Genomic DNA, 12,493 nt, shown 5'->3' with positions numbered 1-12,493 from the left:
CCCGATTTCGCGGCGCCCCGAAAGACGGCGGAAGCGCACGAGGACGGCCGGAGCCCCCGCACAGTGGGCTCCGGCCGTCGGTCTCGTGGATCCGTACGCGTACGTACGGACGGGTTACAGGGCGAGGCCCGTGAGGACGAGGACGCGCTCGTAGGTGTAGTCGTCCATCGCGTACTTGACGCCCTCGCGGCCGACGCCGGACTTCTTGGCGCCGCCGTACGGCATCTGGTCGGCGCGGTAGGACGGGACGTCGCCGATGATCACGCCGCCGACCTCGAGCGCGCGGTGGGCGCGGAAGGCGGTCTGCAGGTCATGGGTGAAGACGCCGGCCTGGAGGCCGAAGTCCGAGTCGTTGACGGCGGCGAAGGCCTCGGCCTCGCCGTCGGCCTTGGCGACGGTCAGGACCGGGCCGAAGACCTCGGCGCGGGCCAGGGTGACGTCGGCCGGGAGGTCGGTCAGGACGGTCGGGGCGTAGGTCGCGCCCTCGCGCTTGCCGCCGGCGAGGAGCTTCGCGCCGGCCGCGACGGCCTCGTCCACCCAGGCCTCGACGCGCTTGGCGGCGTTCTCGTCGACCAGCGGGCCGACGTCGGTGGCGTCGTCCGCCGGGTCACCCGTGACCTGGGCCTCGACGGCGGCGACGATCTTCGGCACCAGGCGGTCGTAGACCGAGGCGTCGGCGATCACGCGCTGCACGGAGATGCAGGACTGGCCGCCCTGGTAGTTGGAGAAGGTGGCGATACGGGTCGCCGCCCAGTCCAGGTCCTGCTCGGACGCCCAGTCGCCGAGGACGACGGCGGCGGCGTTGCCGCCGAGCTCCAGGGTGCAGTGCTTGTGCGGTACGGACTCCTGGATGGCGAAGCCGACCTTGTCGGAGCCGGTGAAGGAGATGACCGGGAGGCGCTCGTCCTGGACGAGGGCCGGCATGCGGTCGTTCGGCACGGTCAGGACGGACCAGGAGCCGGCCGGCAGGTCGGTCTCGGCCAGCAGCTCGCCCAGGATCAGGGACGAGATGGGGGTGGAGGGGGCCGGCTTGAGGATGATCGGGGCGCCGACGGCGATGGCCGGGGCGACCTTGTGGGCGCTGAGGTTCAGCGGGAAGTTGAACGGCGCGATGCCGAGAACGACGCCCTTGGGGATACGGCGGGTGATCGCCAGGCGGCCGACGCCACCGGCCTCGGTGTCCAGGCGCTGGGCCTCTCCGCCGTTGAAGCGGCGGGCTTCCTCGGCGGCGAAACGGAAGACGGAGACGGCACGGCCGACCTCGCCGCGGGCCCACTTGATGGGCTTGCCGTTCTCGGCGGAGATCACCTGGGCGATCTCCTCGGTGCGCTCGGCGAGACGCTTCGATACGTGGTCGAGGGCGGCGGCGCGGACGTGCGCCGGGGTCGCGGCGAACTCGTCGACCACGGCGTGCGCGGCCGCGACGGCCTCCTCGACCTGGGCCTCGGTGGGAACGCTCACCTTGCCGACGAGACGTCCGTCGAAGGAGTTCGTGACGTCGAAGGTGGCCTCGCCGGTGGCCTCGCGGCCGGCGAGCCAGAAGGCGTGGGTGGTCGTCATTGCGTCCCGGCCCTTTCCGTATCGGGGTGCGAGCGATCGCTCTCGTGACACGTTAGGGCGAAGCGGGCGGCGTGACGCTTGTCCGCGGTGGAGTGATGGATCAGGGCTCCTGTCCGCTTTGGCGGAAGGAGCTCCTGTCCGCGTGGCGGAAGGAGGATGGGAGCGGCGGTGGGAGGCGCGGCACAAGGAGCCCCGCCCGTCACCGGCGCGCGAGGCTCACCCCCGTCGCTCCGTGGAGACGATGAGGCAGACCCCGCCGACGACGATCGCGCCGCCGAGTGCGATGGGCCAGGTCAGGGCCTCGCCGAGGACGACCGCGCCGAGCAGCACGGCGACGACCGGGTTGACGTACGCGTACGTGGCGACGAGCGAGAGCGGGGCGGTCTGGAGCAGCCAGGCGTACGCGGTGAAGGCGATCAGCGAGCCGAAGACGATGAGGTAGACGAGGGCGGTCCAGGAGCGGGTGGACACGTCGGCGAGGTCGAAGCCGTGGTTCTCGCCGCGGATCAGGGCGATGAACAGGCCGCCGAGGCCGCCGGCGAGCATCTCGTACGCGCTGGCGGTGAAGGGGTTGGCGGGCATCGAGAGCCGGCCCGAGGAGTACGAGCCGATGGACCACAGGAGCGCGGCGACCACGACGAGGACGACGCCGCCGATCCTGACCTCTCCGTTGAGACCGGGGAGGGTGAGGACGCCGAGGCCGACGAGGCCGAGGGCCACTCCGGCGAAGGCTCCGCGGCCCGGGCGCTCGCCGGCGGCGGCGCGCAGGACGACGACCCACGCGGGCACGCTGGCGACGAGCAGCGCGGCGAGGCCGGAGGGGATGGAGGTCTCGGCCAGGACGACGAGCGCGTTCCCGCCGACGAGGAGCAGGATGCCGACGAGGACGGCCGAGCCGAGTTGGCGCGGGGTCACCTTCAGCGCGGCGGGGCCCTGACGCCAGGCGATGATCGCGGCGAGGAGCAGGCCCGCGATGACGTACCGGATTCCGGCGGAGAGGAACGGCGGCATCGTCTCGACGACGATCCGGATCCCGAGGTAGGTCGACCCCCAGACGACGTACACGATCCCGAGCGCGAACCAGACGGCGCCGGATATGCGGCGGGTGGTGGGGCGGCGTCCGGGGGCGGCGGAGGGGGAGGTGCGTTCCTCGGAGGCGGGGTCGGCCGCGGGGGTTGTCATGCTCAGGAGAGTAGGGAGTTCCAGCGCGGTTGACCAATGATTTGCCCGCTATCGGGCAGAAATGGCTCCGTAGAGCGGCGAGTTCGGAGGGCGACCCTGTAGCGGCCCTCCGAAAGCGCTCCGCCGGATCCACGCCGGCCCTAACGCTCCTCCGCGTCCGCGCCCGTCGCCTTGAGGGCCAGCCACAGCTCCATCCGTACGTCCGGGTCGTCCAGGGAGCGGCCCAGGATCTCCTCCACGCGGCGCATCCGGTAGCGCAGGGTGTGGCGGTGGACGCCCAGGTCCGCCGCGGCCGCGTCCCACTGGCCGTGGCGGGAGAGCCAGGCCCGCAGCGAGGCGACCAGGTCGCCGCGGCCCGTCGCGTCGTGTTCGTACAGCGCCCGCAGCATGCCGTCCGCGAAGGCGCGGACGGCGTCGTCGGCGAGGAGCGGCAGCACGGAGCCCGCCGCCAGGTCCTCGTGCTCGACGAGCGCCCGGCCGCGCCGCCGCGCCACCGACAGTGCCTGCTCGGCCTGCTTGTACGCGGCCGCCGCCGCGATCGGTCCCGCCGGAGCGGAGAGCCCGACGACGACACCGGCCTCCTCGGCGTCCCGTTCGGTGTACGCCTCGCAGGCCGTGACGACCGCGCCGCCGTCGCCGGCAAGGACCAGGAGGCGCTCCTCGCCCTCGGGGACGGTCAGCACCGTCTCCCCCGCGCGGGCGGCCGCCGACTCCAGCTCCTCGGCCAGCACGGGCAGCGGGGGTTCGCCCTCCCGCTCCCCCGACGCCGCCTCGGCGATCAGCAGCCGGAAGGGGGCGTCGAGGAGCCCGCCGTACAGGTCGCCCGCGACCGCCCGGGCGTGGTCGGGCTGGCCGGAGAGCATCATCCGCAGCACCGCCGCGCCGAGCCTGCTCTCGGCCGCCTGGAGCGAGCGCGAGCGTTCGGTGGTGAGCGTGAGCAGGGCGATGGCGGAGTGGACGGCGTACCGTTCCGCCGTCCCGAGCGGCGCGCCCGTGCCGACCGCGAGGGCGCCCCTGACCCGTCGGCCCGTGCCCAGGGACTGGAGCTCGACCCGGTCGTCCGTGCCGCCGACGACGGCGCTGGCGGGCGCGGGCCGCTCCCGGAGCCGTTCGACGTCGGGTGTCAGCCGGGCCGCCCGGCGCGCCGCCCACTCGGGGGACGCGGCGAGGACGGTGCCGGAGGTGTCGTACAGCGCCGCCCAGCCGTCCACATGGGCCGCGAGGCGCGCCACCACCGCGTCCGGGCCCTCGGCGAGCGCGGCGCGGGTCAGCTCCCGCTGGGCCTCGAAGCCGGCCGTGACCGCCCGGTACTGGTCGGCCGCGATGGCCGCGGATACCGCCTTGCTGATGGCCAGGAACGGTGTGCGCCGCGGTACTTCGAGGAGCGGCAGCCCCTCGGCGCCGGCGGCGTCGAGGAGGGCGGCCGGGATGTCCTCGTAGTTGACGCCGATGGCGAAGCCGAGCCCGACCACGCCCGCGGCGAGCAGCCGTCGCACGTAGCGGCGCATCGCCTCGGGGTCCTCGGCGTCCAGGGTGAGGGCGGTGGTGAGCAGCAGCTCGCCGCCCTCCATGTACGGGACGGGGTCGGTGAGCTCGCTGACGTGGGCCCAGCGCACGGGAGTGTCGAGGCGGTCCTCACCCGCGCGGACGGTGAGCTTGAGCGCCGAGTGCTGGGCGAGTGAGGCGAGGGTGGGCGGCATTGGCGACCGTCGGACCTTAGGGCAGGGGGCGCCGCTCAGCCGAGCGGCGCCCTCGATTGTGCCAGGGTGCGCCGGTGCCCGCTCCGGCTCGGCCCGAGCCCGGCGCCGGGTGGCCGTCGGGTAGCCGTCGGGTCGGGATCAGCTCGCCGTCAGCTCCGCAGATCCACCAGCAGGGGTGGCGTGTGCTCGCCCCGCACATGGGTGAGGGAGAGCACGGCGTGCCCGGCGGGGACGGCGTGCGCGAGGTCGGAGGCGGACCAGCGCTGCCGCTCGACCTCCCGTACGGTCACGGCCTCAGCCGTCGTGGCCTTGCCGGTCACGAGGCGTCGCATGAAGTGCAGGGCCTTGGTCAGGGGCTCGTCGGAGATGATCTGCCGGTTGGTGACGTCCCGGGTCTGCACCCACTCCGTCCCCCAGGTCTCGGCGAACCGGTTGCCGTCCCACGGCGCGATCCCCGCGAACGCCATCCGGCAGCCGACCGCGCCGAGCAGCGGCCCGCGCAGCGCCTCCGGCACGTCCTCCAGGCTGCGGAGCGCGAGGACGACGCCGGCGTTGGCGGAGCGCAGCCGCTGCAGGGCGCGCACAGAGTCGGCGGTGACGGTGTACGTCGCGTCGTCGAGGACCAGGCAGGCGAAGAGGGACCGGTCGCGGCGGGCGAGGGCGGCCTCGGCGAACTGTGCGAGGAGCAGCCGGGAGACGATCCGGGAGGCCTCGGCGTGGCCGCGCTCGGGGAGGTCGACGCGGACGCGGAGGGGGTGCTCGACGGCGCGCAGGGAGAACTGCGGCTTCTCGCCGCCGGAGCCCTCGGTGCGGAAGAAGCGGGCGAAGGCGGGCCGGTCGAGGAAGGCGACGCGCTCGGCGAGCAGGACGCCGACCTCGTCGCCCCGGTCGGCCTGGCGCTGCCGGGCGTCGAGCTCGCGCAGCTGGGCGGGGTCGTCGGCGACGGCCTCGCGCAGCGCGGCGAGGGCCGTGGGCGTCCCGGCGAGCAGCTCGCGCAGCTCGGGCACGCCGGGGAAGCGGCCGTACGCGGCCAGGAACGGGCCGATCAGCTGGGCGAGCGCGGTGGCGGCCCGGCGGCTGTCGGCGACGAGATCCCCGACGAGCGCCTCGGCGAGGACCCGGGCGGCCTCGTCGGGGTCGTCCGCGCCGCCGTACAGATCGAGGTCGTGGGTGGACTCGGGCCGCCCGACGGACACGACGACGTCGAAGGCCTCGTCGGGCCCGAGGGCGGCACCGTGCGAGGTGACGGCGACGACGGCGGCCCGGTTGGCGAGCGCCTGCAGACAGAGCGCCTCGACGACGGGCCGCACGAGCCGCACGGTCTTCCCGGCCCCGGCGGGCCCTACGGCGACTAGGGAGGTGCCGAGCACCGCCGGTTCCAGGGCGACGCCCGTGGTCCGCCGGGCGTAGGGGTTGCGCGGGTGGTCGGCGGCGGTGCCGATGAGGACCTGGTCGGTGGCGAGGTCATGGGTGGCGGTGCGCACGGGCAGGTCGCGCAGGCCCGAGGGATGGCCGCAGGCGGCGGCGCCCCGGGTGCGTACGGCCTCGGTGAAGGCGGCAAGGCGCTCGGGCCGGGTCCGTACGCCCTGCCAGGCACGGCGGATCCGGGCGTAGTCGACGTCGCCGAGCGTCCCCTGCCGGGTGGCCTCGGAGAGCTGGGCCGCGGCCTCGGTCAGCCCGGCGTCCCGCAGCTCGGGCCATTCGGCGGGGTCGGCGGCGGGCGGGGGCGGCGGAGCGGCAGCCGGCGTACCGGCGGGGCCACCGAACCGGCGGCGTACGACGGGCCAGGCGCCGGCCCGTCCGACGGCCGCGACGAGGGCGGCGATCAGGAGGACGTAGTAGAGGTTGGAGACCCAGATGAGCCAGGTGACCGTGCGGGGCATGTCACGCCAGACGCCCGGCAGGAGGACGAAGAGGGGCCAGATGGGGACGCCGTACCGGTGCCAGACCTCACGCCAGTTGCCGACGCGGCCGAAGCCGACGGCGAGGAGGACGAGCACCGCGGCGTGCCAGAGGTAGTTCGCACCGATGAAGACCCAGATGTTCGGGCTCGTGGCGGCCTGCCATTCGTCGGGGACGAGCCAGAGCATCGGCAGCAGCCACCAGTCGTTGACGAAGATCCACCACCCCTCCAGATATCCGTTCCAGAGGAGCGACCAGAGCAGCCAGCCGCAGAGGTACGCGACGACCGCGCCGGTGATCAGCTGGCGGCCGGGCACGGCATCGGGTTCGAGCTCGGGCCGCTCGCGGTGTCCGAGCCGCCAGACGCCGGGGCCGGCGGCGGGGCGGGGGATCCGGAGCCACTCGGCGACGCCGATGCGGGCGGGCGCGTGGGTGGGTGGCGGGGGTACCGGGGAGGCCTGCGGTGGGGGGCCGGGGGGCACGGGCGGGCCCGCTGGGCGCGGGACCGCGCCTCCTCGGGTGTCGCGTGACTCGTACGTGCCTTCGGTCTCCATGAACCCCTGCCCCCTGACCAGCCAGGTCGCCGCATCTGTGCCACCGTCAATCTAGTGGGCGAGGCCAGGCCCGGAGCGGTTTCCCGGCCGCCATGTCCACACCGGACAACGACACACCCCGCAACACTCCCGATCGGCGCATGCCCGCGCCCGCCCCCCGCGCCTAGCCTGCGGAAGAAACCCACAAGAGCGTCCAGAACACCCCAGGAGCCTCGCATGAACGCTGTCCCGCAGGAGCGGCGCGTCGTCACCGCCATCCCCGGTCCGAAGTCGCAGGAGCTGCAGGCCCGCCGCCTCGACGCCGTGGCCGGCGGCGTGGGCTCCGTGCTGCCCGTCTTCACCGCGAAGGCCGGCGGCGGCATCATCGAGGACGTCGACGGCAACCGCCTGATCGACTTCGGCTCCGGCATCGCCGTGACCTCCGTCGGCGCCTCCGCCGAGGCCGTCGTGCGCCGCGCCGCCGCGCAGCTCGCCGACTTCACGCACACCTGTTTCATGGTCACGCCGTACGAGGGCTACGTCGAGGTCTGTGAGGCGCTCTCCGAGCTGACCCCCGGCGACCACGCCAAGAAGTCCGCGCTGTTCAACTCCGGCGCCGAGGCCGTCGAGAACGCGGTCAAGATCGCCCGTTCGTACACCAAGCGCCAGGCCGTCGTCGTCTTCGACCACGGCTACCACGGCCGTACGAACCTGACGATGGCGCTGACCGCGAAGAACATGCCGTACAAGCAGGGCTTCGGTCCGTTCGCGCCCGAGGTCTACCGCGTGCCGGTCGCCTACGGCTACCGCTGGCCCACCGGCGCCGAGAACTGCGGCCCCGAGGCCGCCGCCCAGGCGATCGACAACATCACCAAGCAGATCGGCGCCGAGAACGTCGCCGCGATCATCATCGAGCCGGTCCTCGGCGAGGGCGGCTTCATCGAGCCGGCCAAGGGCTTCCTGCCGGCGATCGTGAAGTTCGCCAACGACAACGGCATCGTCTTCGTCGCCGACGAGATCCAGTCCGGCTTCTGCCGCACCGGCCAGTGGTTCGCGTGCGAGGACGAGGGCATCGTCCCCGACCTGATCACGACCGCCAAGGGCATCGCGGGCGGTCTGCCGCTCGCCGCCGTCACCGGCCGCGCCGAGATCATGGACTCCGTGCACGGCGGCGGTCTGGGCGGCACCTACGGCGGCAACCCGGTGGCCTGCGCCGGTGCGCTCGGCTCCATCGAGACCATGAAGGAGCTCGACCTCAACGCCAGGGCGAAGCACATCGAGTCCGTCATGAAGACCCGCCTGTCGGCGATGGCGGAGAAGTTCGACGCCATCGGCGACATCCGCGGCCGCGGCGCCATGATCGCCATCGAGCTGGTCAAGGACCGCGACACCAAGGAGCCGAACCCGGAGGCCGCGGGCGCGCTGGCGAAGGCCTGTCACGCCGAGGGCCTGCTGGTCCTGACCTGTGGCACCTACGGCAACGTGCTCCGCTTCCTGCCGCCGCTGGTGATCGGTGACGATCTCCTGAACGAGGGTCTCGACATCATCGAGAACGCGTTCGGGCAGATCTGACCCCTTCGACACGGCGTGTGAAGAGAGTGTGGGGGGCCGATGGCGGGATGGAGATCCGGCTGTCGGTCCCCTTCTCTCTGCCGTACGGTTTCTGCAGATGAGAGAAACACCCCGCTCGCAGGGAACTGCGAGCGACAACAGGGCGGAGCCTCCCCAGCCCCGCCCTGCCCGCGCCCTGGCGCACACCACTGGAGCCTCGCGCTCCGGAACTCCTCACCGATCGGATGGCCGCCCGCCCCACACCCCCCGGGGCGCGCGGCAGCCCGGTCACCTCGGACGCCCCGGAACCACCCCCCCTGTTCCGGGGCGTCCGGCTGTCTTCTCGGCGGTCGTGCTGTTCGCTGTCATCACCTGGCAGGTCGTCGTGGCGGGCCCGCTCGCCCGCCTCGACGAGCGCCTCTCGCGCTCCCTGGTCGACCGCGTCCCCCGCTGGTTCTCCGAACTCGGCGCCGACCTCGGCAACATGACGGTCGCCCTCCCGGTCCTCGGTGCCGCGATGGCGTACGCGCTCTGGCGCGGCCGGCGCTCCCAGGTCCTCGCCGCGGGCCTCACGATGGCTCTCGTACCGCTGCTGATCATTCCACTGAAGGAGTGGACGGCCCGCCCGGGCCCGCTGGAGCCGTGGGCGGCGGGCTACTACCCGTCGGGCCACACGGCGACGGCGATGGTGGCGTACGTCGGCGCGGCGTTCCTCGTCTCGAAGCGCCTGCTCCCCCTGGCCGCCGTTCTGACGACCCTGACGGCCATCGGTCTGGTGCTCCGCGGCTTCCACTGGCCCCTGGACGTCCTGGCCTCGGTGGCTCTCTGTGTACCCCTGCTCCGCTGGCCTGTCCTCGCCGAGCGGTACGGTCGCGCTTCACGTTCGTGACCGACCAAGCGGAGTGCAGATGACCATTCAACGGCCGGGACTTCCGGGCGACTTGCCGTCCCCGGAGGTGCTGTGGGCGCGCTGGGCCCTTGTGGCCGTGCTGGAGGCGACCACGGAGGCGGAGGAGGCCACCGGGTACCGGACGGGCTGCTGGATCGACGACGAGGGGCTCCACCTCGACGACTGCGGATGCACCTGGTGGACGTTCTCCCGCGTCGGTGGGGGCCGGTACGTGCTCTTCGGCGAGGACGAGTCGAGCGGCGTCAAGTGGCACGGTACGCCGATCGACATGCTGGCGGGCGGCCCCGACTGGCTCCCCTACGAGGAGCTGCGCGACCGGCTCGAGGGGAACGAACTGGGGTGCGTCTACTGGTACGAGAACGGCGCCTGGGCACGCGCCCCGTACCCCGAGGACCTGAAGGACGACGGCCTCGACTGCGGGATGAGCCGCTTCGTCGACCGGGACGACGCCCTGAGCCTGCTGGACGACCACGTCCGGTACGACGGAGGAACGTCCGCCGAGACGCTCATGGAGCATGCCGAGGGATACCGCCTGACGCCGGAGCTCCTCGCATCCCACGCCGCCCCCGCCGACGGGACCGCCCCGGACCTCCCGGCCATGACCCGCGCCCTGAACCGGGCGGAGCTGGCCTCCCGTTCGGCCGCCGAGGCCCCGACGGGCTGAGCCCCGGCACACGGCCGACCGGAGCCGATGACGGCTCCGGTCCGGCTGTTCGGCGAGGTGGTGGGGTGAGCGTCAGCTCCAGCGGTAGGCGTCGAAGTTGCGGCTGAACTCCCAGGCGTTGAAGCGGTCCCAGTTGATCGACCACGTCATCAGGCCGCGCAGGGCCGGCCAGGTGCCGTGGGTCTGGTACGTGCCGCAGTTCGTCTTCTTCGTCAGGCAGTCCAGGGCCTTGTTCACCTCGGACGGGGTGGTGTGGCCGTTGCCCGCCTGGGTGGAGGCGGGGAGGCCGATGGCGACCTGCTCCGGGCGGAGGGCCGGGAAGACGCGGTCCGTGTTGCCGGCGACCGGGAAGCCCGTGAGGAGCATGTCGGTCATGGCGATGTGGAAGTCCGCGCCGCCCATGGAGTGGTACTGGTTGTCGAGGCCCATGATCGGGCCCGAGTTGTAGTCCTGGACGTGGAGCAGGGTGAGGTCGTCGCGCAGGGCGTGGATGACCGGGAGGTAGGCGCCGGCGCGCGGGTCCTGGCCGCCCCACTGGCCGGAGCCGTAGAACTGGTAGCCGAGCTGGACGAAGAAGGTCTCCGGGGCCATCGTCAGGACGAAGCCGGAGCCGTACTTGGCCTTCAGGGACTTGACCGCCGAGATGAGGTTGACGATCACCGGGCTGGTGGGGTTGCGGAAGTCGGTGTCGCCGGTCTGGAGCGAGAGGGAGTGGCCCTCGAAGTCGATGTCCAGGCCGTCGAGTCCGTACTCGTCGATGATCTTCGAGACGGAGGAGACGAAGGTGTCGCGGGCGGCCGTCGTGGAGAGCTGGACCTGGCCGTTCTGGCCGCCGATCGAGATCAGGACCTTCTTGCCGGCCGCCTGCTTGGCCTTGATCGCCGCCTTGAAGTCCGCGGCGGACTCCACGTTCGGGCATTCGGCGGCCGGGCAGAGGGAGAAGCGGATGTCGCCGGAGGTCACCGAGGTCGGTTCGCCGAAGGCGAGGTTGATGACGTCCCACGAGTCGGGGACGTCGGCCATCCGGGTGTAGCCGGAGCCGTTGGCGAAGCTGGCGTGGAGGTAGCCGACGAGGGCGTGGGCCGGGAGGCCGCCGCCGGGGTTCCCGCCGCCGGACGTCGTGGTCGCGGTCACGGCCGTGGACTTCGCCGACTCGCCCGCGCTGTTCACGGCCGAGACCTGGAAGGTGTACGAGGTGGAGGGCGCGAGGCCGGTCGCGGTGTACGAGGTGCCGGTGACCGTCGCCGCCGGGGTTCCGCCGCGGTAGACCTTGTAGGAGGTGGCCCCGGAGACGGCGGGCCAGGTCAGGGGTACGGACGTGGAGGTCGGGGAGCCCGCGGCGAGGCCGGTGGGGGTGGCCGGGGTCTGGACGGGGTCGCCGCCGGGGCCGATCAGGGAGAGGTCGTCGGCGAGATAGGCGCCGGTGCCGTACCAGCCGTGGGTGTAGAGGGTCACGGAGGTGGTGGAGGCGCCGGTGGTGAAGCCGGTGGTGAGCTTCTGCCAGTCGGGGGCGGACTGGGTCCAGGTGGAGACGTCGGTCGTGCCGGTGCCGGACGCCCCGAGGTAGACGTAGCTTCCGCGCACCCAACCGCTCAGCGTGTAGGCGGAGTTCGGTTTCACGGTGACGGTCTGGGAGCACCTGGCCTGGTCGCTGCCGGCCGGGGTCGCCTGCAGCGCCTTCGTACCGCCGTGGACGGGTGAGGAGACGACGACACCGCTGCCCGCCGTACAACTCCAGCCGTCGAGGCCGGATTCGAAGCCGCCGTTGCGTGCCAGTTCGGAGTCCGCGGCCTGGGCCACGGGGGTGAGGGAGACGAGTCCGCCGGCGGCGAGCACGCCAGCCAGCAGAAGCGTGAGAGGTCTGGTGCGGTCCACAACTGCCTCCGGGGGTGGGGGAATCGAGGTGGAGCGCGCCACAGCATGGTCCAGACCAATCAAGTGGTCAAGACCTCTGCTCTCCTTCACCGCGCGCCAGTCGGCCCGCCGCCTCGTGCATCGCCAGCTCCAGGAGCGAGGCGTCGTTGAGGGTTCCGCTGCCGTCGGGCGTCACCAGCCAGCGCACCCCGCCGGCCGCGCGCCCCGGATACGGGACGACGATCCAGGTGCCGCGGCCCGCGCTGCGCACCCCCGTACCGAGCCAGCGCGAGGCCGTGCCCGGGGGCACGAAGAAGCCCATCCGCGCCTCGCCGAAGTCGGCGAGGACCGGCCCCGGCCGGTCCACGAGCCGGGTCAGCACATCGAGCGTGGGATACCCGAGCTCCCCCGGCAGGATCAGCACGTCCCACCGCTTCCCAGCGGGCAGCAGGGCGATCCCGAGCGGGTTGCGCTCCCACTCCCACCGGCAGGCGTCGGGATCCGGCGCCACCGATGCCAGCCACTCCACCGCGGTCTTGGCCGCCCCCGAACCAGTCATGGCCTACGGCCTCCCTTCCGTGTACGGACACGTCGTCCACACGCAGAGAGCGGGGTCGGTGACGATCATTACGCGGGT

Annotated in this window: 9 protein-coding genes; 3 read left to right on the top strand and 6 right to left on the bottom strand. The window is 72.9% G+C overall.

Translation table 11 applies throughout. The features are described from left to right. Positions 1-114 precede the first annotated feature (114 nt). From ACFY8U_RS25785 to ACFY8U_RS25770, 4 genes are all read right to left on the bottom strand, one after another. Positions 115-1,560 (bottom strand): aldehyde dehydrogenase family protein, encoded by a 1,446-nt coding sequence (locus ACFY8U_RS25785; protein WP_361644953.1) that lies wholly within the window; start codon positions 1,558-1,560, stop codon positions 115-117. Positions 1,561-1,776: 216 nt separating this feature from the next. Further along, positions 1,777-2,742, bottom strand: a complete 966-nt coding sequence (locus ACFY8U_RS25780) for an EamA family transporter (RefSeq protein ID WP_361768861.1) — start codon at positions 2,740-2,742, stop codon at positions 1,777-1,779. A 140-nt stretch (positions 2,743-2,882) separates the two neighbouring features. Further along, entirely contained in the window at positions 2,883-4,442 is a 1,560-nt protein-coding gene (locus ACFY8U_RS25775; protein WP_389574036.1) for a PucR family transcriptional regulator, read from the bottom strand. A gap of 149 nt (positions 4,443-4,591) precedes the next feature. After that, on the bottom strand, positions 4,592-6,898 hold the full coding sequence (locus tag ACFY8U_RS25770) for an ATP/GTP-binding protein (protein WP_389574033.1): 2,307 nt from the start codon (positions 6,896-6,898) through the stop codon (positions 4,592-4,594). A 216-nt stretch (positions 6,899-7,114) separates the two neighbouring features. Between ACFY8U_RS25770 and gabT the strand changes: the two genes are divergently transcribed. From gabT to ACFY8U_RS25755, 3 genes are all read left to right on the top strand, one after another. Continuing rightward, a complete protein-coding gene (gene gabT, locus ACFY8U_RS25765; protein WP_383180164.1) occupies positions 7,115-8,449 on the top strand; it encodes a 4-aminobutyrate--2-oxoglutarate transaminase in 1,335 nt (444 codons plus the stop codon). A gap of 331 nt (positions 8,450-8,780) precedes the next feature. Further along, positions 8,781-9,317, top strand: a complete 537-nt coding sequence (locus tag ACFY8U_RS25760) for a phosphatase PAP2 family protein (RefSeq protein ID WP_361644940.1) — start codon at positions 8,781-8,783, stop codon at positions 9,315-9,317. 19 nt (positions 9,318-9,336) lie between these two features. Next, on the top strand, positions 9,337-10,002 hold the full coding sequence (locus ACFY8U_RS25755; protein ID WP_389574029.1) for a hypothetical protein: 666 nt from the start codon (positions 9,337-9,339) through the stop codon (positions 10,000-10,002). Positions 10,003-10,074: 72 nt separating this feature from the next. Here the strand turns inward: ACFY8U_RS25755 and ACFY8U_RS25750 are convergent, their stop codons facing one another. Beyond that, entirely contained in the window at positions 10,075-11,877 is a 1,803-nt protein-coding gene (locus ACFY8U_RS25750; RefSeq protein WP_389574026.1) for a chitinase, read from the bottom strand. A 67-nt stretch (positions 11,878-11,944) separates the two neighbouring features. Further along, positions 11,945-12,415 carry a hypothetical protein gene (locus ACFY8U_RS25745; protein ID WP_389574023.1) on the bottom strand — a complete coding sequence of 157 codons (471 nt, stop codon included), beginning with the start codon at positions 12,413-12,415 and terminating at the stop codon, positions 11,945-11,947. Between the last annotated feature and the right edge of the window lie 78 nt (positions 12,416-12,493).

Origin of the sequence: Streptomyces sp. NPDC012508 (assembly GCF_042902595.1) — a bacterium.
GTDB lineage: Bacteria > Actinomycetota > Actinomycetes > Streptomycetales > Streptomycetaceae > Streptomyces.
This window is presented reverse-complemented; position numbering and strand designations above follow the sequence as displayed.